This window comes from Caballeronia udeis (assembly GCF_044909315.1).
Classification (GTDB): Bacteria; Pseudomonadota; Gammaproteobacteria; order Burkholderiales; family Burkholderiaceae; genus Caballeronia; species Caballeronia udeis_A.
In genome coordinates, this window is sequence record NZ_JBIYEB010000002.1 from 212,199 (window position 1) to 231,799 (window position 19,601).

General features: G+C 61.5%; 17 protein-coding genes and 1 other RNA gene. 2 read left to right on the forward strand and 16 right to left on the reverse strand.

All coding sequences use genetic code 11. From position 1 onward, the window contains the following. Positions 1–6 precede the first annotated feature (6 nt). The 4 genes from ispG to ndk form a co-directional block, all read right to left on the reverse strand. Complete coding sequence (gene ispG / locus ABH944_RS03720) at positions 7–1,326, reverse strand: flavodoxin-dependent (E)-4-hydroxy-3-methylbut-2-enyl-diphosphate synthase (RefSeq protein WP_062084094.1); 1,320 nt, start codon at positions 1,324–1,326, stop codon at positions 7–9. 240 nt (positions 1,327–1,566) lie between these two features. Beyond that, positions 1,567–2,742, reverse strand: a complete 1,176-nt coding sequence (locus ABH944_RS03725) for a helix-turn-helix domain-containing protein (protein ID WP_404604527.1) — start codon at positions 2,740–2,742, stop codon at positions 1,567–1,569. A gap of 209 nt (positions 2,743–2,951) precedes the next feature. Then, entirely contained in the window at positions 2,952–4,094 is a 1,143-nt protein-coding gene (gene rlmN / locus ABH944_RS03730) for a dual-specificity RNA methyltransferase RlmN (protein ID WP_404604526.1), read from the reverse strand. Between the two features lie 99 nt (positions 4,095–4,193). After that, positions 4,194–4,619 (reverse strand): nucleoside-diphosphate kinase, encoded by a 426-nt coding sequence (gene ndk / locus ABH944_RS03735; protein ID WP_047897645.1) that lies wholly within the window; start codon positions 4,617–4,619, stop codon positions 4,194–4,196. Between the two features lie 436 nt (positions 4,620–5,055). On the opposite strand from ndk, the gene ABH944_RS03740 reads away from it, so the two are divergent. Next, positions 5,056–5,754, forward strand: coding sequence for a Bax inhibitor-1/YccA family protein (locus ABH944_RS03740; RefSeq protein ID WP_062083939.1), 699 nt, complete (start codon positions 5,056–5,058; stop codon positions 5,752–5,754). Positions 5,755–5,834: 80 nt separating this feature from the next. Here ABH944_RS03740 and rlmD read toward each other — a convergent pair whose 3' ends face one another. The 6 genes from rlmD to surE all read right to left on the reverse strand — a co-directional run bounded on the left by rlmD (position 5,835) and on the right by surE (position 12,270). Beyond that, positions 5,835–7,196: a 23S rRNA (uracil(1939)-C(5))-methyltransferase RlmD gene (rlmD, locus tag ABH944_RS03745; protein ID WP_404604716.1), complete on the reverse strand. Its 1,362-nt coding sequence runs from the start codon at positions 7,194–7,196 to the stop codon at positions 5,835–5,837. Positions 7,197–7,384: 188 nt separating this feature from the next. Further along, on the reverse strand, positions 7,385–8,161 hold the full coding sequence (locus ABH944_RS03750; protein ID WP_404604525.1) for a 3'-5' exonuclease: 777 nt from the start codon (positions 8,159–8,161) through the stop codon (positions 7,385–7,387). 38 nt (positions 8,162–8,199) lie between these two features. Continuing rightward, positions 8,200–9,294 (reverse strand): RNA polymerase sigma factor RpoS, encoded by a 1,095-nt coding sequence (gene rpoS / locus ABH944_RS03755; RefSeq protein ID WP_404604524.1) that lies wholly within the window; start codon positions 9,292–9,294, stop codon positions 8,200–8,202. An 11-nt stretch (positions 9,295–9,305) separates the two neighbouring features. Then, entirely contained in the window at positions 9,306–10,283 is a 978-nt protein-coding gene (locus tag ABH944_RS03760; protein WP_404604523.1) for a peptidoglycan DD-metalloendopeptidase family protein, read from the reverse strand. Between the two features lie 5 nt (positions 10,284–10,288). After that, entirely contained in the window at positions 10,289–11,356 is a 1,068-nt protein-coding gene (locus ABH944_RS03765; RefSeq protein ID WP_472975127.1) for a protein-L-isoaspartate(D-aspartate) O-methyltransferase, read from the reverse strand. Between the two features lie 155 nt (positions 11,357–11,511). Then, complete coding sequence (surE, locus tag ABH944_RS03770; protein ID WP_404604521.1) at positions 11,512–12,270, reverse strand: 5'/3'-nucleotidase SurE; 759 nt, start codon at positions 12,268–12,270, stop codon at positions 11,512–11,514. Positions 12,271–12,466: 196 nt separating this feature from the next. Here surE and ABH944_RS03775 point away from each other — a divergent pair, with 196 nt between their 5' ends. Beyond that, positions 12,467–13,441, forward strand: a complete 975-nt coding sequence (locus ABH944_RS03775) for an NADPH:quinone oxidoreductase family protein (protein WP_404604520.1) — start codon at positions 12,467–12,469, stop codon at positions 13,439–13,441. A 244-nt stretch (positions 13,442–13,685) separates the two neighbouring features. Here the strand turns inward: ABH944_RS03775 and ABH944_RS03780 are convergent, their stop codons facing one another. From ABH944_RS03780 to ffs, 6 genes are all read right to left on the reverse strand, one after another. Continuing rightward, the gene (locus tag ABH944_RS03780) at positions 13,686–14,891 is read right to left on the reverse strand and encodes a CaiB/BaiF CoA transferase family protein (RefSeq protein WP_404604519.1); all 1,206 of its coding nucleotides are present in this window, start codon (positions 14,889–14,891) and stop codon (positions 13,686–13,688) included. Positions 14,892–14,972: 81 nt separating this feature from the next. Further along, positions 14,973–15,197 (reverse strand): DUF1653 domain-containing protein, encoded by a 225-nt coding sequence (locus ABH944_RS03785; protein WP_404604518.1) that lies wholly within the window; start codon positions 15,195–15,197, stop codon positions 14,973–14,975. 44 nt (positions 15,198–15,241) lie between these two features. Continuing rightward, entirely contained in the window at positions 15,242–15,838 is a 597-nt protein-coding gene (gene recR / locus ABH944_RS03790; RefSeq protein ID WP_097263478.1) for a recombination mediator RecR, read from the reverse strand. 36 nt (positions 15,839–15,874) lie between these two features. Beyond that, complete coding sequence (locus ABH944_RS03795; protein ID WP_031356441.1) at positions 15,875–16,201, reverse strand: YbaB/EbfC family nucleoid-associated protein; 327 nt, start codon at positions 16,199–16,201, stop codon at positions 15,875–15,877. 191 nt (positions 16,202–16,392) lie between these two features. Then, positions 16,393–19,185 (reverse strand): DNA polymerase III subunit gamma/tau, encoded by a 2,793-nt coding sequence (locus ABH944_RS03800; RefSeq protein WP_404604517.1) that lies wholly within the window; start codon positions 19,183–19,185, stop codon positions 16,393–16,395. A gap of 312 nt (positions 19,186–19,497) precedes the next feature. Next, positions 19,498–19,596: signal recognition particle sRNA small type (gene ffs / locus ABH944_RS03805), an RNA gene on the reverse strand. Positions 19,597–19,601: the final 5 nt, after the last annotated feature.

The following is a 19,601-nucleotide window of genomic DNA, read 5'->3' on the forward strand; positions in this document are numbered from 1 at the left end:
CTGTCTTTAAAGTGTTTCTGCCTGCGCGGTTTCGCGCTTGCCGTAAGTGCGTGTCACGTAATCGCTGACAATTTGCTGGAAATCCTGGGCGATATGCTCGCCGCGCAGCGTCTTGACCTTCACGCCGTCGATAAACACCGGCGCCGCCGGATTCTCGCCCGACCCCGGCAAGCTGATGCCGATGTTCGCCTGCTTCGATTCACCGGGACCGTTCACGATGCAACCCATCACCGCGACGTGCATTTTCTCGACGCCCGGGAATTGATCGCGCCACACGGGCATTTCATTGCGCAGATACGTCTGGATCTGCGACGCCAGTTCCTGGAACAACGTGCTGGTGGTACGTCCGCAGCCCGGGCACGCGATCACCATTGGCGTGAACGAGCGCAGGCCCATGGTCTGCAGGATTTCCTGGCCGACGATCACTTCGCCGGTCCGCGCACCGCCCGGTTCCGGCGTGAGCGAGATGCGGATGGTGTCGCCGATTCCTTCCTGCAACAGCACCGACAACGCCGCCGTCGACGCCACGATGCCCTTCGACCCCATTCCCGCCTCGGTCAGGCCGAGGTGCAGCGCGAAGCTGCAACGCTTGGCCAGTTCGCGATACACCGCGATCAGGTCCTGCACGCCGCTGACCTTGCACGACAGGATGATCTTGTCGCGCCCGAGGCCGAGTTCGACCGCGCGTTCCGCCGACCCGATCGCCGATTGAATCAACGCTTCGTACATCACGCTTTGCGCTTCCCACGGCGTGGAACGGGCCGCGTTCTCGTCCATCATCCGTGCGAGCAGATCCTGGTCGAGGCTGCCCCAGTTCACACCGATCCGCACCGGCTTGTCGTAGCGCGCAGCCGCTTCGATCATCTGCGCGAACTGCGTGTCGCGTTTGGCTCCTGCGCCAACGTTGCCCGGGTTGATCCGGTATTTCGACAGCGCCTCGGCGCAAGCCGGATAGTCGCGCAATAGCGTATGGCCGTTGTAATGAAAGTCGCCGACCAGCGGCACGGTCACGCCCATCCGGTCGAGCTGCTCGCGTACCGCGGGAACCGCCGCCGCAGCTTCAGGCGTGTTCACCGTGATCCGCACCAGTTCCGAACCGGCTTGCGCCAATTCCTTGACCTGAATGGCAGTGCCGATGGCGTCGGCGGTATCGGTGTTCGTCATTGACTGGACGCGCACAGGCGCATCGCCGCCAATTGTGACGAGCTGGCCGCCCCAGCGTACGTCCACGGCGTGCGACGCCCGCCGTTTCCACGATCCGCCGAAGACTGGCTCCGACGAACAAATCTTGCTTTCAATAAGGGGTTGTTGAGCTTCGGATTGCATCGAAAGACCCTTTGCGCCGCCGGCTATCACACGGTGACGCGTATCTGGACATGAATGAGACTCGAGGACATGAAACGGCGCCGCCACTTTTGCGACGCCTTGATGAAATCTTCGCACAACTCCGTGTCAGGGCTGAGAAGCGGCATCAAGACCCCTCCAGCGGTATGGCGTATGGCTTTTGAGCCCGCTTCCAAAACCGGCACGGTTCAACCACACGCTCCAACACGCGGCGCCTGGAGATCAGGGCAGCGAGAAGCGGGCGACATTGCCCTTCGCAGGGCCGAATTTGGCTGGATCGACGGGTTGTCCGTCAAACATCAACGAATCGAGACCCGCCCGATTTCCAACCGTGATCTTGAACGGCGCGTCGCCAGCCACTCGCTGCACGCTGCCGGCCTTGACCAGGCCTGAAAACACTTCCTTACCGTCCTTCTGGCGTACGCTGAACCAGCTATCCTTCGCCACCTTCAATTCAAGTTCGTTCGCGCCCGCTCCGACCGAGGCAGCGGCCGATGCCGTAACAGCCGCATCGGCCGACGGCGCGGCTTTCACTGCATTCGCCAATGGCGCGCTCGCGCTTTGCGCGCGCGCGGCTGCGCCTTGAACGGCAGTAATAGCGGACGACGACGCTGGAAGCGCATTCGTACCTAGCGGGCTCGGCATTGGCTGCGCACCTGGCTGGGTTTCAGCCTGAGCAACGGCCGCGGGCGCCTCCGTAGCAGCGTCTCCCGATGCGACCGAACCCGTGTTGGCCGTCGCCTCCTCGGTGGCCGCCACCGATGAACCCGCGCTTGTGTCGCCGCTCGTTGTCTGGGTTGCACCGTTGGCGCTGGCCTTCAGCCGGGCAAACCACGCCGCGGAATCCCCGCCGGTGTGCCACATTGCGAGTGCGATCACGGCAACGACAACCGCGGCGACACCCCATAGCCATGACCGGCGCTTCGGTGAACCGCCGAGCGGGACCGACACTCGACCACGCGGCAAACCCGCGCCGGACGATGCCGGCAACGACAAATTCTGCTCGACGGGACCATTCGCGTGACGCAGCGCTGCCGTGAAGGGCGCCGGATCGGCCCCCATGATTTTCGCGTAGCTGCGCACAATACCTGTCGCGAAGTTCCTGTCAGGGAAAAGGCTGAGATCGCCGCTCTCAAGCGCACGCAATTTCTGCGGCGACACCTTCAGCCGCGCGGATACGTCATCCAGGGACCAATTTTTCGCTTCGCGAAGCTGCGTAAAACGCGCACCGACTGCGGCCACCGAATCAAGACTCGCTGCCTGCTGGATGCCGCCCGGCGCGGTACTGGCGGCGCTCACGGTTTTTTCGGGCTGACTTCCGGACAAAGCGCCGGCCTGACTGCCTGATTGGTCACCTTTATGAGCGCCGAATGGCGTCGGGTGCTGCGGCTCACTCATCCCAATTTCCTCGCATCGATTCTTTTTTGTCGCTGTTCAGCTTCGTTGCTGACCGTAGCGCCACCGCAGACATAGCCGAGTCGGCGTTGCAGACGGCTTTATAACAAAATGCGCGGCATTGTGTGCCGCCTTCTAGCATTTATTGCCGGATTTTCCGGTTTTTCCGCGAATGGGTCGCTGCAGGTCGGCGCACACATCTCGCTCCAGGCTTAGACGGCGCGAACCTCAATGACCGTACGCGTCTTGCCCATGCGCTGGGCAAGACGCGTACGGTCCTGAACGGCCCCAGCCAACTGCCCGCAGGCCGCATCAATGTCGTCACCGCGCGTCTTGCGCACCGTCGTCACAACACCAGCGTCCATCAACACCTGGGCGAACCGCTTGATCTGTTCGTTGCTCGAGCGCGTCAAACCGGACTCGGGAAACGGATTGAACGGGATCAGGTTGAATTTGCACGGCACGTCACGCGTGAGCGCGACCAGTTCGCGCGCGTGAGCTTCAGTGTCGTTCACGCCGTCGAGCATGCAATATTCGAATGTGATGAAATCGCGCGGCGCAACCTTCAGGTAACGCTGGCACGCCGCCATCAAATCCCGCAGCGGATATTTCTTGTTGAGCGGCACGAGCATGTCGCGAAGCGAATCGATTGGCGCATGCAGCGACACGGCAAGCGCGACCGGCAGGTCGGCGGCGAGGCGGTCCATCATGGGCACGACGCCCGAAGTGGACAACGTCACGCGGCGACGCGACAGCCCGTACGCGTTGTCGTCGAGCATCAGCCGCATGGCCGGCACGACGGCATCGTAGTTGAGCAGGGGTTCGCCCATGCCCATCATCACGACGTTGGTCACCACGCGGTCGGCCTTGCCGTTATTCGGCGCGCCGTCACGACCACCTTTCGATGCGCGCAGTGCAAATTCGGCCATGCGCAACTGGCCGATAATCTCGCCCGTACTCAGATTGCGGGAAAAGCCCTGTTTGCCCGTAGAGCAAAAACGGCAATTCACCGCGCAGCCCGCTTGCGACGAAACGCACAGCGTGCCGCGATTTTCTTCTGGAATGTAGACGGTCTCGACCGCGTTGCTATTACCCACGTCGATCAGCCACTTCCGCGTGCCGTCGGTGGATACGTGATCGCGGACGATGGCGGGCATGTCCAGGCTGGCCCGACCTTTCAATTTTTCACGCAGCGATTTCGCCAGGTCCGTCATGCCGTCGAAGTCGTCGACACCGAACTGGTGGATCCAGCGTTGCAATTGCTTGGCGCGAAACGGCTTTTCGCCCAGGCTGTCGCAATAAGCGACGAGCCCGGCGGCATCGAGGTCCAGAAGGTTGACTGTTGCAGCTGTCATTTCGATTCTGCCATTTCCTTGCTGAGCGAAGCCTGGAACACGTTCTGAGCCGCATTCCAGCTATTTCGCGCCAATTCCTGCGATAAAGCTACTCCCGAATCAACGCGAATAGACGTTCACTTCGGGGAAGAAGAAAGCGATTTCCTGACGGGCAGTTTCAGCCGCGTCCGAACCGTGTACCGCGTTAGCGTCGATACTGTCGGCGAAATCCGCACGAATCGTGCCTTTGTCGGCCTTCTTCGGGTCGGTTGCGCCCATCAGGTCACGATTCGTCAGGATGGCGTTCTCGCCTTCCAGTGCCTGGATCATCACGGGACCCGAGATCATGAATTCGACCAGGTCCTTGAAGAACGGGCGTGCAGCGTGAACCGCGTAGAACTTTTCCGCGTCAGCGCGCGACAGGTGGACCATGCGAGCCGCGATGATCTTGAGGCCAGCTTGCTCAAAACGGCTGTAGATCTGGCCGATCACATTCTTTGCCACTGCATCCGGTTTAATAATCGACAGGGTGCGCTCGATCGCCATGAAAAACTCCAAAAAATTAACGGGTTACGAATATAAATGAATCGACAATTATAGCACGAAGCGATGTATGATTGCGATTGAAACCTTACGACTTCGTAAGCATCAAAGCATAGGCAAAACGTGGTTCGGAATTGCAGTGCACGCAGCGCGGATCACAGTGTGGGTATGAAACGCGCCGTAATTTTAGCGGTCTTATTACTGCACAGCAGCATTGTTGATTTCGGCGCAAGATAGGCTCATATGTCGTGTTGGAAGGCCCGCCGGGCCGAAGCGTACAATGCAACCAAGCAGCCAAAGGTTTCGCGGCAAATCGTCCAACGAAGCCGCCTGACCGTTAAAAGCCGTGTTTGCTCGCGGCAGTGTCGGCGTTTTACGGCAAATTGAGCCGGTATTTTTGACCCAGATGGCTTTACACAAGTTTAGGCAAGGAGAAACCATGAACGAATCCCCTTACAGTTTTGGCCGCAGCGGTAGCGTCACGTCGACCGAAACCCGCAATCGCGTGCTACGGAACACGTACTGGCTGCTCGCGCTTTCCATGGTCCCAACCGTGTTGGGCGCGTGGGTCGGCGTAGCAACGGGCTTCTCCCTGTTCGCTGCCACCAGCCCCGCCATGAGCTTCATTGCCTTCATGGCGATTGCATTCGGCTTCATGTTCGCAATCGAGCGTACCAAGAACAGCAGCCTCGGCGTATTCGTGCTGCTGGGCTTCACGTTCTTCATGGGCTTGATGCTGTCGCGTTTGCTGAGCTTCATTCTCGGCTACACGAACGGGCCGCAGCTCATCATGATGGCGTTTGGTGGCACTGGTGTGATCTTCGCCGCCATGGCGACTATTGCAACCGTCAGCAAGCGTGATTTCTCGGGCCTTGGCAAGTGGCTGTTCATGGGTGTACTGGTGTTGCTGCTGGCCGCGTTTGCGAACGTCTTCCTGCACCTGCCGGCCTTGATGCTGACGGTGTCGGTGCTGGCCATCGTGATCTTCTCGGCGTACATGCTGTTCGACGTCCAGCGCGTGGTAAATGGCGGTGAAACGAATTACATCAGCGCCGCTCTCGCGATCTATCTGGACCTGTACAACGTATTCACGAACCTGTTGATGCTGCTCGGCATCTTCGGCGGCAACCGGAACTGATTGCACGTCAGTCTGGCGTTACTCGTAAAAAACCGGCCCTTCGAGGGGCCGGTTTTTTTATGTCCGCAGCGGGCGGGGATTCAGTCGCGCTCGAACAGCGCAATCGATTCGACGTGCGATGTATGCGGGAACATGTTCACCACGCCGGCTCCCTTCATCCGGTAGCCGGCCTCGCGCCCGAGCACGCCCGCGTCACGGGCGAGTGATGCCGGATTGCAGGAGACGTACACAATCCGCTTGGGCAACACTCCCTCGCCGCTTCGCGCAATCTCCCCCAGCGCCTTCGACACCGCCAACGCCCCTTCACGAGGCGGGTCAATGAGAATTTTGTCGAAGGGACCCAGCGCACGAAAATCGTCCGCGGTGATCTCGAAGAGGTTTCGGCACTCGAACGAAGTATGCTCATGGACGCCATTTACCCTGGCATTTTCCAGCGCGCGTTCTGTCAGGCCCGCACTACCTTCGATGCCCACGACCTCGCCCGCCATCCGCGCGAGCGGCAGCGTGAAATTGCCGATACCGCAAAAGAGATCCAGCACCCGATCCGTGCGCTGTGCGCCCAGCAGCCGCAAAGCCCGGCTCACGAGCACCCGGTTGATCTGATGATTGACCTGGGTGAAATCGGTTGGTTTGAACGGCATGCGGATACCGAATTCAGGCAGCGTGTAAGCCAGTTCCTGTCCGAGGGGATAAAACGGATAAGCCGTCTCCGGCCCTTTCGGCTGCAGCCAGAATTGCACGCCATGGGTGTCGGCAAAAGTACGCAGCAACGCCTCATCCGCTTGCGTCAGCGGCTCGAGAATCCGCAGCACGAGCGCGATTATCTCGGCGCCAACAGCCACTTCGATCTGCGGCAGGCGGTCGCGAATGGACAGATCGCGTACGAGCAGCCGCAGCGGCATCAACAGGGCAGACACTTTCGGGTGCAGGACTTCGCACGTTTCCATATCGGCGACGAAACTACTCTTTTTCTCGTGGAATCCCACCAGCGCGCCGCCCTTTCCCGCGATCAGCCGCACAGCCAGCCGCGCCCGATACCGGTAGCCCCACGACGGCCCATGAATAGGCCGGTAGATGGTTTCCGCGTGAAGCTTGCCGATATGCTGAAGATTGTCTTCAAGCACGCGTTGCTTGACGGCAATCTGCGCCCGCACGTCGAGGTGCTGCATGGAACAGCCGCCGCACTTGCCGAAATAAGGGCATTTCGGCCGCGTGCGCATCACGCTTTCACGCAGGATTTTCACGAGAAGCGCCTGCTCAAATGCGGCCTTCTTGCGAAAGCTCGCATACAACACGCGTTCGCCCGGCAACGCGCCTTCCACGAAAATGACCTTGCCGTCCGAGCCGTCCTCGGTCGTCGAGCGGCCAACGCCTTGGGCATCCATGTCGATCGATTTGATTTCGATCTCGAGCGGTGCGGCCAAAGGGTCCAGAGGAACGATTCGAGCCGGTGGACTGCGTCGATTACGCGATTTTTTTCGAGCGTGAGACACCTGCGGACTTCCTGGCTAATGTGAAAAAATTGAAGAATCGGGAAGCGGAAAACGAAACGAAAAGCGCGGTGAAGGCCCCGAAAACGGGCAGCAAAGGCGAGATTGTAGACGATGCCGGGAGAACCCCGGCCCGGTGCTCAGTTGTCGAACGCCGCCAGATATTCGGCCCAATGTGACGCTGGTTCAAGCGCGAGTGCGTTCTTTACGAAGCTGATCTCGTCGGCATACTCTTCAGCGGAAAACCCGCCTCGCATCAATTGAAAACGGCAGTACATCAGGTACGTGTTAACCACGTCCGTCTCGCAATAGTTGCGGATTTCTTCTATGCGCCCTTCCGAGTAGGTCTGCCAGACCATTCCGCCATCCATGCCGAGCTTGCCTGGAAAACCGCAGAGCTTGGCAAGCGCATCGAGCGGCGCGTTCGCGCGCGCCTGGTACATCGCGAGCACGTCCATCAGGTCGGTGTGGCGCGCGTGATAACGGCTGATGTAGTTGTTGTAGCGAAACTCCCGATCGTCGTTGCCCAGGTCCCAATAGCGAGACGCCGTCACGCCGTGCACCAGCGCCCGGTAGTGCAGCACGGGCAGATCAAAACCACCGCCGTTCCATGAAACGAGTTGCGGCGTATATTTTTCGATCACGCGAAAAAACGACTGAATCAGTACCGCCTCGGAATCCGTCGTCGTGCCGAGCGAGCGAACGCGAAAACCTGTGTTATCGCGGAACACGCACGAAATGGCGGCAATGCGCTGCAGATGATGCGGCAGGAAATCGTTGCCCACCTTTTCGCGGCGAGCGGCGAACGCATGCTCCGCGACCTCTATGTCGGTCAGCGTGGCGGGAAGATTGTCGAGACGGCGAATACCGTCGACATCGGGAATCGTCTCGATGTCGAATACGAGAATGGGTGTCATTATTTTTTAAGGACAGCGTTGCAAGGACGGCGCCTCGTCTAGAGCACGGCGTCTTTCCGCACCCCGTTCGATGCGAAGAACCGCTTGAGCCGGACCAGCGCTTCCTGCTGGATCTGGCGCACACGCTCGCGCGTCAGGCCCATTTCGTCCGCGAGTTCTTCGAGCGTGGCCGGTTCAATGTGGTTCAGGCCGAAACGACGCTCGATAACATGCCGGTGTTTGTCAGACAGCCGCGAAAGCCACAGCTTCGTCAGCGTTTCCAGTTCGCGATGCTGAACTTCGGAATCAGGCGACTGGCTGGCGTCGTCGGAGAGCAGATCAAGCAGGCTGCTCGCCGGGTCGAGATCCAGCGGTGCATCAAGTGACGCCGTGTGTTCGTTAAGCGCGAGGATGTCCGTGACTTCCTCGGGCGTTTTGCCGGTGAGATGCGCGATGTCGTCAATACTCGCATCGCGCCGGTCAGGCGCAATAGCCGCCGTCGAATTCGCCGAGCTTTTTTCGAGATGGCGTTTCGCACGCAACACCTGATTGAGTTCGCGAATTACGTGCACAGGCAAGCGCACCGTGCGCGCCTGGTTCATGATCGCGCGCTCGATGCTCTGCCGGATCCACCACGTGGCATACGTCGAAAACCGGAAACCGCGCGTGGGATCGAATTTTTCGATAGCGTGCATCAAGCCTAGATTGCCCTCCTCGATCAGATCGAGCAACGGCACGCCACGATTCAGATAACCCTTCGCGATACTGACGACAAGGCGCAAGTTGCGCTCGATCATCACCTGGCGTGCCTCGAATTCTCCGGCTTTCGCCAGCCGCGAATAACGCTGCTCTTCCTCGACGGTCAGCAGCGGCTTCACGCTGATGCGGTTCAGATAATGCTGGATTGTGTCAGCCGTGAGTTCGGCCTGCAAAATGGACTTGAAGTCGTCGACGTCGGGTATGGAATCAGCCGCGCCCTCGGCGACATCCTTCCCGCTCGCGCCACTATCTTCGTCTACATCAAGCTCGGCGTCGGCCGTTTCACTTTCAGCCTCGTCTGCATGGCCCGAAGCGCCGTCTTCCACCGTTGTCTGCGTGGGTCGGCTGATTGTCTCAGTCTCGGCTTGCGGCGGGCGGCGCTTCGATTTAGGCATGATGGTTTCGCTTATTGCGGCGGCAAATACTTCAGAGGGTCGACAGGCTTGCCCTGCCGGCGGACTTCGAAATGCAACATCACGCGGTCCGAATCGCTGTTGCCCATCTCGGCGATTTTCTGCCCTTTTGTCACCGCGTCTCCCTCTTTTACCATCAAAGCACTGTTATGTGCGTACGCGGTAAGAAAAGTTGCGTCGTGCTTGATGATGATGAGATTGCCGTATCCGCGTAGACCGTTGCCAGAGTAGACGACCCGTCCATCGGCCGCCGCATTGACCGGATCTCCGGCTGCGCCGCCAATGTTCAAGCCTTTGTTTTTCGCGTCGTCGAACGTGCCGAGAATCGGCCCGCGCGCCGGCCAGATGAATGCCGGCTGTGCAGCCGGAACTGCGGCTGCACCGTTGTCGACACCCACGCCCGGCGGCTGCGTCATGGCCAATCCCGGCGCCGCTGTACCCGGCATTGCGCCCATGCCGGACGACGTGCCGTAATTCGGCGCAGGCGGCACGCCGCCATTCGTGTCCGGTGCAGCCGAAGGATTCGCGCCGTACGTGTTATTCAGCGGCTGGGCTTGCACCCCGCCGCCGACAATCGGAGCGGTAGAAACGCCCGGTGTGGCCGCCGCGAGATTGGCGCCCGGGGGCGCCACGCGCAGCAACTGGTCGACTTCGATCTGGTTCGGGTTCGTCATGTTGTTCCACGACGCAATATCCCGATAATTCTGGCCGTTTTCCAGTGCGATCCGGTATAGGGTGTCACCCGGCTTCACCCGGTAGTAACCCGGTGGCGGCGGACCCGGCGGCAACACGGCTCCATCCTGAGCGGCTTGCGTACCGATTGCGGATCCGGTCCGGTCCACGACAGGCGCCTGGTCCATCCGGGTCGCGCAGGCGGCCAGCGCGCACAGCGCCACCACGCATACACCGCGCTGAACCGCCATCAGACCGGGGTTCGCGCTCACTTCTCGTTTAGCACGCAACATACTCATCGGTGTTAAATCACTCCGGATTTTAAGGGTACAAAGAAAACCCGATCGAGCTGCGACTCGCGCCATTGAGTGGGCGAAACGCGCTCGACGAGCGTCAGTATCTGCGCTTGCGCCGTCTGGGACCCGACGGGCGCTACAAGTCTGCCGCCTACAGCGAGTTGATCGAGCAACGCCTGCGGAACGTCGAGTCCGGCACAAGCAATCACAATGGCGTCGAACGGCGCGACCGCCGGCAGTCCGAGACGGCCATCGCCGTAATGCAGGCGGATGTTCGGCACGCGTAACGGCCGCAGGTTCAGCTTTGCTCGTTCGGATAACGGCCGGATACGTTCGATGGAATACACGTCGGTTGCCACCTGCGAGAGCACGGCCGCCTGATACCCGCAGCCCGTGCCGATTTCCAGCACATTCTTGAGCGTACGTCCGGCCGCGACCAGCTCGATCATCCGCGCGACCACCGACGGCTTCGAGATAGTCTGATGATGACCGATCGGCAGCGCAGCATCCTCATAAGCCTGCGCGGCAAGACCGGGATCGACGAACATATGGCGCGGCACCGCGGCCATGGCGGCAAGCACGCGGGCGTCCGTAATGCCATTCGCCCGCAGCCGTTCGACCATGCGCTCCCGCACTCGTTCCGATGTCAGCGCGTGCGTGCTTGGCTGCCCCGCCTGGGATGCAGCCTTTCGGACGGCGTTCGGCCTGACCTCGGGCTGCGGCGCCGGTGACTTTGCCGGTTGTGACTTCGCATCCGGCTTCAGATGTGTCTTTAACTTTGGCTGAAGATCGCGCGTTTCGTTCGGACGCACGCCCGAACGCAGCGCGCCGGGCTGATGATGCGCGATGACCGTGGAAGGTTTCGACGCAGCATGCAATCTTGCAGACGAGCGATGCCGATCGCCCGTTGCAGCAGCCGGACTCCCCGCCACGCCGCGCGCCGCCGTGTTACCCGCGAGCGCAATTGATTCAGGTTTCGCCGCCTTGCTCGCGTTCATGCCGGAATGCGTGCCGTTAGCCGGTTTTACTGCCTTGCCGCCCGCCAGTTTCGGCGCGGCTGCAGCGGCCTTGTGCATAGTTGATGCAGGTTTCAAACCGCCGCCGCCCGAAATGGCCTTCAATGCTGGTTTCAAGCCCGGCTTGGCTCCTGCATCGGGACGCGCAGTTGCCTTGCGTGGCTCGCGCACCAGATCGGCGAGCGCCAGCGGAAAGCGTTTCGCGCGGTCGTCCGTCATGAACTGCGGCTCCGCGCCTCGGCCCACTCGCGCGTGGCAGGCAGCAGCTTGGTGTGAGTTAGATCGAGTTGCAGCGGCGTGATGGAGATATGCCCGTTCGCCACCGCGTGGAAATCTGTGCCTTCGCTTGCGTCGAGCGCGTCACCGGACGGCCCGATCCACCAGATCGGATTGCCGCGCGGATCGATTTGCCGAATGACCGGCTGCGATGGATGACGTTTGCCGAGCCGTGTAATGCGCCACTCGCCCATCTCGTCATACGGCAGACTCGGAATGTTCACATTAAGCAGCGGATGGCCGGGCATGGGGTGCGCGAGATAATGCGCGACGATGTCCGCCGCCACCCGCGCTGCGTCTTCCAGATGCAGCCAGTCGCGCCCGACCAGCGAAAACGCGATGGCCGGCACGCCGAACATGAACCCTTCCGTGGCGGCGGCGACAGTGCCGGAATACAGCGTGTCCTCGCCCATGTTCTGGCCGTTGTTGATACCCGATACCACCAGGTCCGGCTGCTCGGCCAGCATGCCCGTCAGTGCGATGTGCACCGAGTCCGTTGGCGTACCGTTCACATAGTTGAAACCATTCGCCGCCGTGTGGATGATGAGCGGGCGCGACAGCGTCAGCGAGTTCGAAGCGCCGCTGCAGTTTTGCTCGGGCGCCATCACCGTCACTTCGCCAAGCGGCTGCATGGCCGCGTGCAGCACGTTGAGGCCACGCGCCAGATAACCGTCGTCGTTACTGAGTAGGATTCGCATCCGACGATTGTAACCGAGGAAGGAAGGCCCGCGGATCGCCCTCGGGGCACTTGGCCTGATGGGCTGCTGCGGCGCGTGGCAGTGGATGATTTGCGTGCGTTCTATAGACCTTTCGGCCAACGCGGCGCAGGCAGGCGCACACTCGCGCAGCCCTGATCTACACTCCCAGATCACGATAATTTCACCCGGAGACACCATGCGCGCCATTCGATGCAACCAGTACGGACCACCGGAGTCCCTTGCCCTGGAAACGCTGCCCGATCTCCAGCCCGGGGCCGGCCAGGTAGCGATCGACGTCCGAGCCGCCAGCGTGAATTTCCCTGATGTGCTCGTGATCCAGAACAAGTACCAGATGAAACCCGAATTGCCGTTCACGCCGGGCTCCGAATTCGCCGGCGTGGTGCGGGCCGTGGGTCCGGACGTCAAGCGGCTGAAGATCGGCATGCGGGTTGCCGCGTACACGGCGCAAGGCGCGTTCGCCGAGCAGGCGCTGGCAAGCGAGGCGGCATGTATGCCATTGCCCGAGGACATCGACTTCGCCAGCGCCGCCGCCATTACGCTTGCGTACGGCACGTCGCACCACGCCGTGGTCGACCGGGGTGCGCTGAAGGCCGGCGAAACCATGCTCGTGCTGGGCGCGGCAGGCGGCGTGGGGTTGGCAGCGGTGGAAATTGGCAAGGCGCTCGGGGCCCGTGTGATTGCGGCGGCATCGAGTCCGGAAAAGCTCGCGTTATGCCTGGAACATGGCGCGGACGCCGTCATTGACTACACGAGCGAAAACCTGCGCGAACGGATCAAGGTGCTGACGGACGGGAACGGGCCCGACGTCATCTACGACCCGGTGGGCGGCGAGTACGCGGAACCGGCTTTTCGTAGCATAGGATGGCGCGGCCGGTATCTTGTGGTTGGGTTCGCGAATGGCGAGATTCCGAAGCTGCCGCTCAACCTCGCGCTGCTGAAAGGCGCGAGTATTGTCGGCGTGTTCTGGGGTCAGCATATCCAGCGCGAGCCCGACCTGGCGAGCGCCGCGTTGCAACAGATTTTCGGCTGGATCAAGGACGGCCGGGTACGGCCGCACGTCACGAAGCGCTACACTCTTGAACAGACCGCCGAGGCATTGAACGACATGGCGAGCCGGCGCGTGTCAGGAAAAATCGTGATCGAACCTTGATACGCTGTGAGGCGGTAACGGACGGCTGCGCGCACGAACAGCGCTTCTCAAGCCGCCCACCGACCCTCGCGTCTTTTCGATATCGCCCGTGCGTAGCTGCCACTTCATCGCGCGGTGCCCGGCGCCAGAGTGTCGGCGGGCACGGTGTCAATGTCGAAGGTAGATTCAGCTTACAGGACCACTGCTGACCCACCCCGCGCGCCGAGTTCCATATTTGGCGAATCGCCAAGGCGCACAGGACTGCCTAAATCGCGTTGTTCGCGCGCAGCCGCGCAATCTCATCGGCGTCGTAGCCGAGCGATTGCAGAACTTCATCGGTGTGTTCACCAAGTTGCGGGCCAAGCCAGCGTGTCTCGCCGGGCGTCTCCGACAACTTTGGCGTAACGTTCGGCAGCGCGATCTCCCGGCCGTCCTGCCAGGGAAAATGCTGGATCATCTGCCGCGCGATGTATTGCGGATCGGTGAACATATCGGCGACGCTGTAAATGCGGCCTGCGGGCACATCCGCGGCGTTCAGGACGGCGAGCGCCTCGTCTATGGAGCGGGTGCAAAGCCACACGCGGATTGCGTCGTCAATTTCCCGCGTGCGCGGCACGCGTCCGTCGTTCGATGCCAGCGTGGGATCGTTAGCCAGGTCTTCACGGTCGATAGCGAGCATCAGCCGTTTGAAGATCGGATCGCTGTTGCCGCCAATCACGATGCTGCCGTCTCGGCACGGATACGTATTCGACGGCACAATGCCCGGCAGCGACGCCCCCGTGCGCTCGCGCACCATTCCGTACACGCCATATTCGGGAACTACGCTTTCCATCATGTTGAACACGGCTTCGTACAGTGCGACATCGACTACTTGTCCCTTGCCGCCGTTCGCTTGCCGATGGTGCAGCGCCATCAACGCGCCGATCACGCCATGCAGTGCGGCAATGGAGTCGCCGATGGAAATGCCGATGCGCGGCGGCGGCAAGTCCGGATAGCCGGTGATGTGACGCAATCCGCCCATCGACTCAGCGATCGCGCCGAATCCCGGCCGGTCACGATACGGCCCGGTCTGCCCGTAGCCCGACAGACGCACCATCACGAGGCCGGGGTTCTCGGCGGATAACACTTCATAGCCAAGTCCGAGTTTCTCGAGCAAGCCCGGCCGGAAATTCTCGACGACGATATCAGCCTGCTTCGCCAGCCGCCGTACGATTTCCTTGCCTTCGGGGGACTTGAGATTAACCGTTACCGACTTTTTATTGCGCGCCTGGACGGCCCACCATAGCGATGTTCCGCCCACTTCCGGATACAGCTTGCGCCATTTGCGCAGCGGATCGCCGCCGCTCGGATCTTCGATCTTGATCACGTCGGCGCCGAACTCGCCCATGAAGCGCGCGGCGAACGGCCCGGCGATCAGCGTACCGAGTTCGAGCACCTTGACGCCGGCGAGCGGTCCCGTAGAAGCGCTCATGCTGTCTCCTTCATTAGGGTTTTCATAGCGGTTTTCACAGCGGCCTGAAATAGCTTGATAGCGTGAAACGCCAGACAGCCTTTACAGCGGAATATCGAGCGCCTTGAAGCGCGGTGAACCGTCGGCCAGCGCGCCGTTGAACAATTCCGCCGGACGCACCCACAGGCCGTGATCGTGCGGCCAGAGATGTTCATAGACGATCATCGACTCTTCGGTCTCTGAATGCCGCGCCACACCGATCACGCGATATAAACCGCCCTTGTAATGCCGGTGCGTGGCGAGCGCCAATGCTTCTGCTTCGGTCATGTCATTGCCTTGTTGCGGTGTAACTGATGTCTGCAAACTGCTGTCTACACGGAGCGCCGGTCGAGCATGGCGCGCGCGATCGTGCCGGCATCGACGTATTCGAGTTCGCCGCCTACCGGCACGCCGCGCGCGAGGCGTGTGACCTTCAGGCCCTTCGACTTGAGCGTCTGCGCGAGGTAATGCGCGGTCGCCTCGCCCTCGTTCGTGAAGTTCGTGGCGAGCACGATTTCCTTTACGAGCCCGTCGGTGGCGCGCTGGATCAGGCGATCGAAATGGATCTCTTTCGGCCCGATACCATCTAGCGGACTCAACCGTCCCATCAGCACGAAATACAGTCCGCGATACGTCAAGGTCTGTTCGAGCATGATCTGGTCGGCAGGCGTTTCGACCACGCAGAGCAGTTCAGGATCGCGTTCAGGGTCGCTGCAGACTTCACAGATTGCCGCCTCGGTGAACGTGTTGCACTTCTCGCAGTGTTGCAGATGCTCGGTCGCGAACATCAGGGAGCGGCCGAGCTTTTCGGCGCCAGGCCGGTCATGCTGCATCAGGTGATAGGCCATGCGCTGCGCCGACTTGGGACCCACGCCCGGCAGCGCGCGCAGCGCTTCGACGAGCGCCGACAAGGCGGAAGGTTGTTTCATGCGCTTGGGGCCCCTATGCTCTGAGGGTTGAGGTGCTTAGAACGGCAGCTTGAAACCCGGCGGCATAGGCATGCCGGCCGTCATGCCGCTCATCTTTTCCTGTGTGGTGGCTTCGGCTTTGCGCACGGCGTCGTTGAACGCAGCGGCGACGAGGTCTTCCAGCATGTCCTTGTCGTCGGCGAGCAGGCTCGGGTCGATCGACACGCGGCGGACATCGTTCTTGCACGTCATGGTCACCTTCACGAGACCGGCGCCGGATTGTCCTTCCACCTCGACCAGGGCGAGTTCGTCCTGCATCTTCTTCATGTTGTCCTGCATCTGCTGAGCTTGCTTCATCAAGCCGGCGAGTTGGTTCTTCATCATGGTCGGGCTCCTTGCTCGAAACGGGGTAAAGAGAATGAATGCGTGCCGCGCGGTTCGGAATCAGCTCGGGTCCGCGCTGGCTGTGAAGGGGTGATGGTTGTGCCTTGCGTGCTTTAGGTACTTTACAGCGGGTGTTTCGGTGTTCGTTCGAGCCGTCCGGCTGAAGAGGGTTCCTCGCCTTCGTGCAAATCTCAGTTCGTCGATGCCGCGTTCTGGCCGCCCTGCGCGTTACCCGATGCGATCGGCTTGATCGAACCCTGCACGATACTCGCGCCAAAATCGCGGATCAGCGACTGCACGAACGGGTTCTGCGTAATCTCCTGTTCCGCCTCCTGCTGGCGCTGCGCGCGAGCGGCGGCATCGACTGCAGCGGCCGTGCGGCGCGCCGGACCGACACTCACGTTCACGTCGATCGGCCGGCCAAGCTTATCGGTTAACGCGGCCTTCAGCTTCGCGACCTGCGCGCTTTCGGCATACTGCGGCACCGGCACCGCAAGGGTGATGGACGTGTCGTCGCACGCGGTCAGTTCGCTGTTGAACGCGAGTTGGTAAGCGATCCCCTTCAGCGGCAAATCCACGGCCAGCGTTGGCCAGTCACCGCTCACACCGATGACGTCGAGCGGGACGGCGGGCGGCAGCGGACGTGCATCGACCTTGGGCGCCGGCTTGGCAGCAGGTGCATCGTTAAAACGCAGGTCGTCGGGGCCACTGTCGAACGCCGGCATGAAGCCGTCGTCAGGGGGCATGAAATAACCCTCGTCCGACGACACCGGTTGATAGTCGTCCAGCGGCATTTCTTCCCACGGAGGGGTTGCGCCGCTGCTGCTCTTGCCAGCAGCGGCACCGCGCTGGGCTCCCGCATTTGCATCATTGCCATTCGCAGCCTGCTGCGTTCCGTTGACCCGCGAGTCGCCTGCTGCGGGCGCGGCGCTTCTATCGGGCGAAGCAGCGGGCCTGCGCGGCACCGGAACCTGTACGGTGGGTCCCGCCTTCGGGGCGATGGGTTTGCGCACGGGTTCAGGAGCACGTGCCACGCGATCCGACGATACCCGCATGCCCGCGCTGCGCAGCACATCGAGCGCGGCACTAGCACCGCCCGCTCCACGAGGCGAGACCATTTTTTCCACTGACGGTGTGGTCTGGTTTTCTGCCCGGTTTTCCGCCCTGCCGGCAGCTGCGCGATCGACGAGTTCCTGAGCGGCAGCGGCAAGCGATGCCCGGTTGGAATCGGGTTCGGACTCAGGCGAAGCTGATACCTCATCCGCAGATGCACCGGAGCGGTCCCCTGACGAAGGCGTGATGGCGGAAGGCAGCGGATCTAAACGATCGACAGATGGCGCGATGGCTTCAGGCGACCTTGGTTCAGCGGAAATGGCCGTCGAGGCGCTTTGTACATCCGCCGCGCCAGCTTCCGTATCCTCCGGCTTGCCAGTCGGCGTTTCAACCTTCGCTTCGGCTGTATCGTTTGCGTTGTCACGGTCCAATGAGACGGCAGGGGTATCGATAACCGCAGCCGTTTGATCGGACTCCGCCATCACGCGAGCCTTTGCAGCCGGCTCCGGCTCAACTGCAACGCTTTGCACCGCGCTGTCAGCACCGCTCGCGGCAAGACTCTCGTGGGGGGCCGATACCGATGCCGAATCGCTCCCATCCGCAGCCACGCTGCGCTCGGATACGACACCTTGCGACAGCGGCCCTTTTGCGCGATCCGAACCCGGTACGGCGGCTTGCGCCGAAGCGACATCGGCTGCGCGATTCGCCACTGGCTTCGCGGTTCCCCCGGCCGCGATAGCCGACCCGCCCGCCGCGACACCGCTCGGCGCCGATTCGCGCGTGCCGGTACCCGACGCGCCCATCACCGCCGGCCTTATCCGAGCGCCGCCCCCCCCGCCCGGTCCGCCGGCGGGTTCGAACGCAAGCATGCGCAACAAGGTCATGGTGAAACCGGCGTATTCATCGGGTGCCAGGCCCAGCTCGCCCCGCCCGATCGTCGCGATCTGATAGAACAGTTGCACGTGCTCGGCACTGAGCAAGTCGGCGAAACGACGGATATCGGTTGCCTCCGGCCATTCGTCCAGCACCGAAGCTGGCGCAAACTGCGCCCACGCGATCCGGTGCAACAGGCCGGCCAAATCCTGCAGCGCCGTGGAAAACGACAAACTGCGCAACGCCATCTCGTCCGCGATGCCAAGCACACCCTGCCCGTCGCCGGCAGCGAGGGTATCGAGCAAACGGATCAGATAACTCTGGTCGAGCGCGCCGAGCATGCCGCGCACGGCCTCCTCGGTCACCTGGTTCGCCGAATATGCGATGGCCTGGTCGGTGAGCGAAAGCGCGTCGCGCATGCTGCCGTCAGCGGCACGCGACAACAGCCGCAACGCCTGCTGCTCGAAAGGGATCTGCTCTTCACCGAGCACATGTTCCAGATGCCCGACGATCTGCCCTGCCGGCATCTGCTTCAAATTGAACTGCAGGCAGCGCGACAGCACGGTGACCGGGATCTTCTGGGGATCGGTGGTAGCCAGAATGAACTTGACGTGCGCAGGCGGCTCTTCCAGCGTCTTCAACATGGCGTTGAACGCGTGGTTCGTGAGCATGTGCACTTCGTCGATCATGTAGACCTTGAAACGCGCGTCGACCGGGGCGTACACCGCACGTTCCAGCAGCGCGGCCATTTCGTCCACGCCACGGTTACTGGCCGCGTCCATCTCCACGTAATCGACAAACCGTCCCTCATCGATCTCCTTGCACGCCCGGCATACGCCGCACGGCGTGGACGTCACGCCGGTCTCGCAGTTGAGCGCCTTGGCGAAGATCCGCGACAGCGTTGTCTTGCCGACACCGCGCGTGCCGGTGAACAAATAGGCATGGTGCAAACGGCCGCCGCCGAGCGCGTGCGTGAGCGCGCGTACCACGTGCTCCTGGCCAACGAGCGAAGCGAAAGATTTGGGCCGCCACTTGCGTGCGAGAACTTGATAGGTCATGCCGAAATTGTATCAGCAACGTCAAGAGGCAAAAGCGTTTCCCCTGCCGCGCACGCCAATGGAAGCGGCAAGCCTGAACCTGCCGCGCGCACAGGCAAAATGGGTTCTCCAAGAGCGAAAAACGTGGCAGGCGCGCGCATGAAACACGCGAACGCTCACAGGATTCCATGAGAACGCCATGAACCCGGGAAACACAAGAACTTGGAAACGAGGGACAAAACGATGGCGCGCTTGGAGTGCGGCCTGGGGAAACTACGGAGGTATGACGAAAAGCTGGAAACAACCAGACAAACACAAAGAAGAAAAAGCGAAGGTGACGAGCCCGACCCTCGGCACTGGTAGAAAACGGCTGTGGCTGCTTCGTTCCCGACCTGACCAGGTTGACCGCGCCACCATGCGAGGAGGCCCGTCACGGA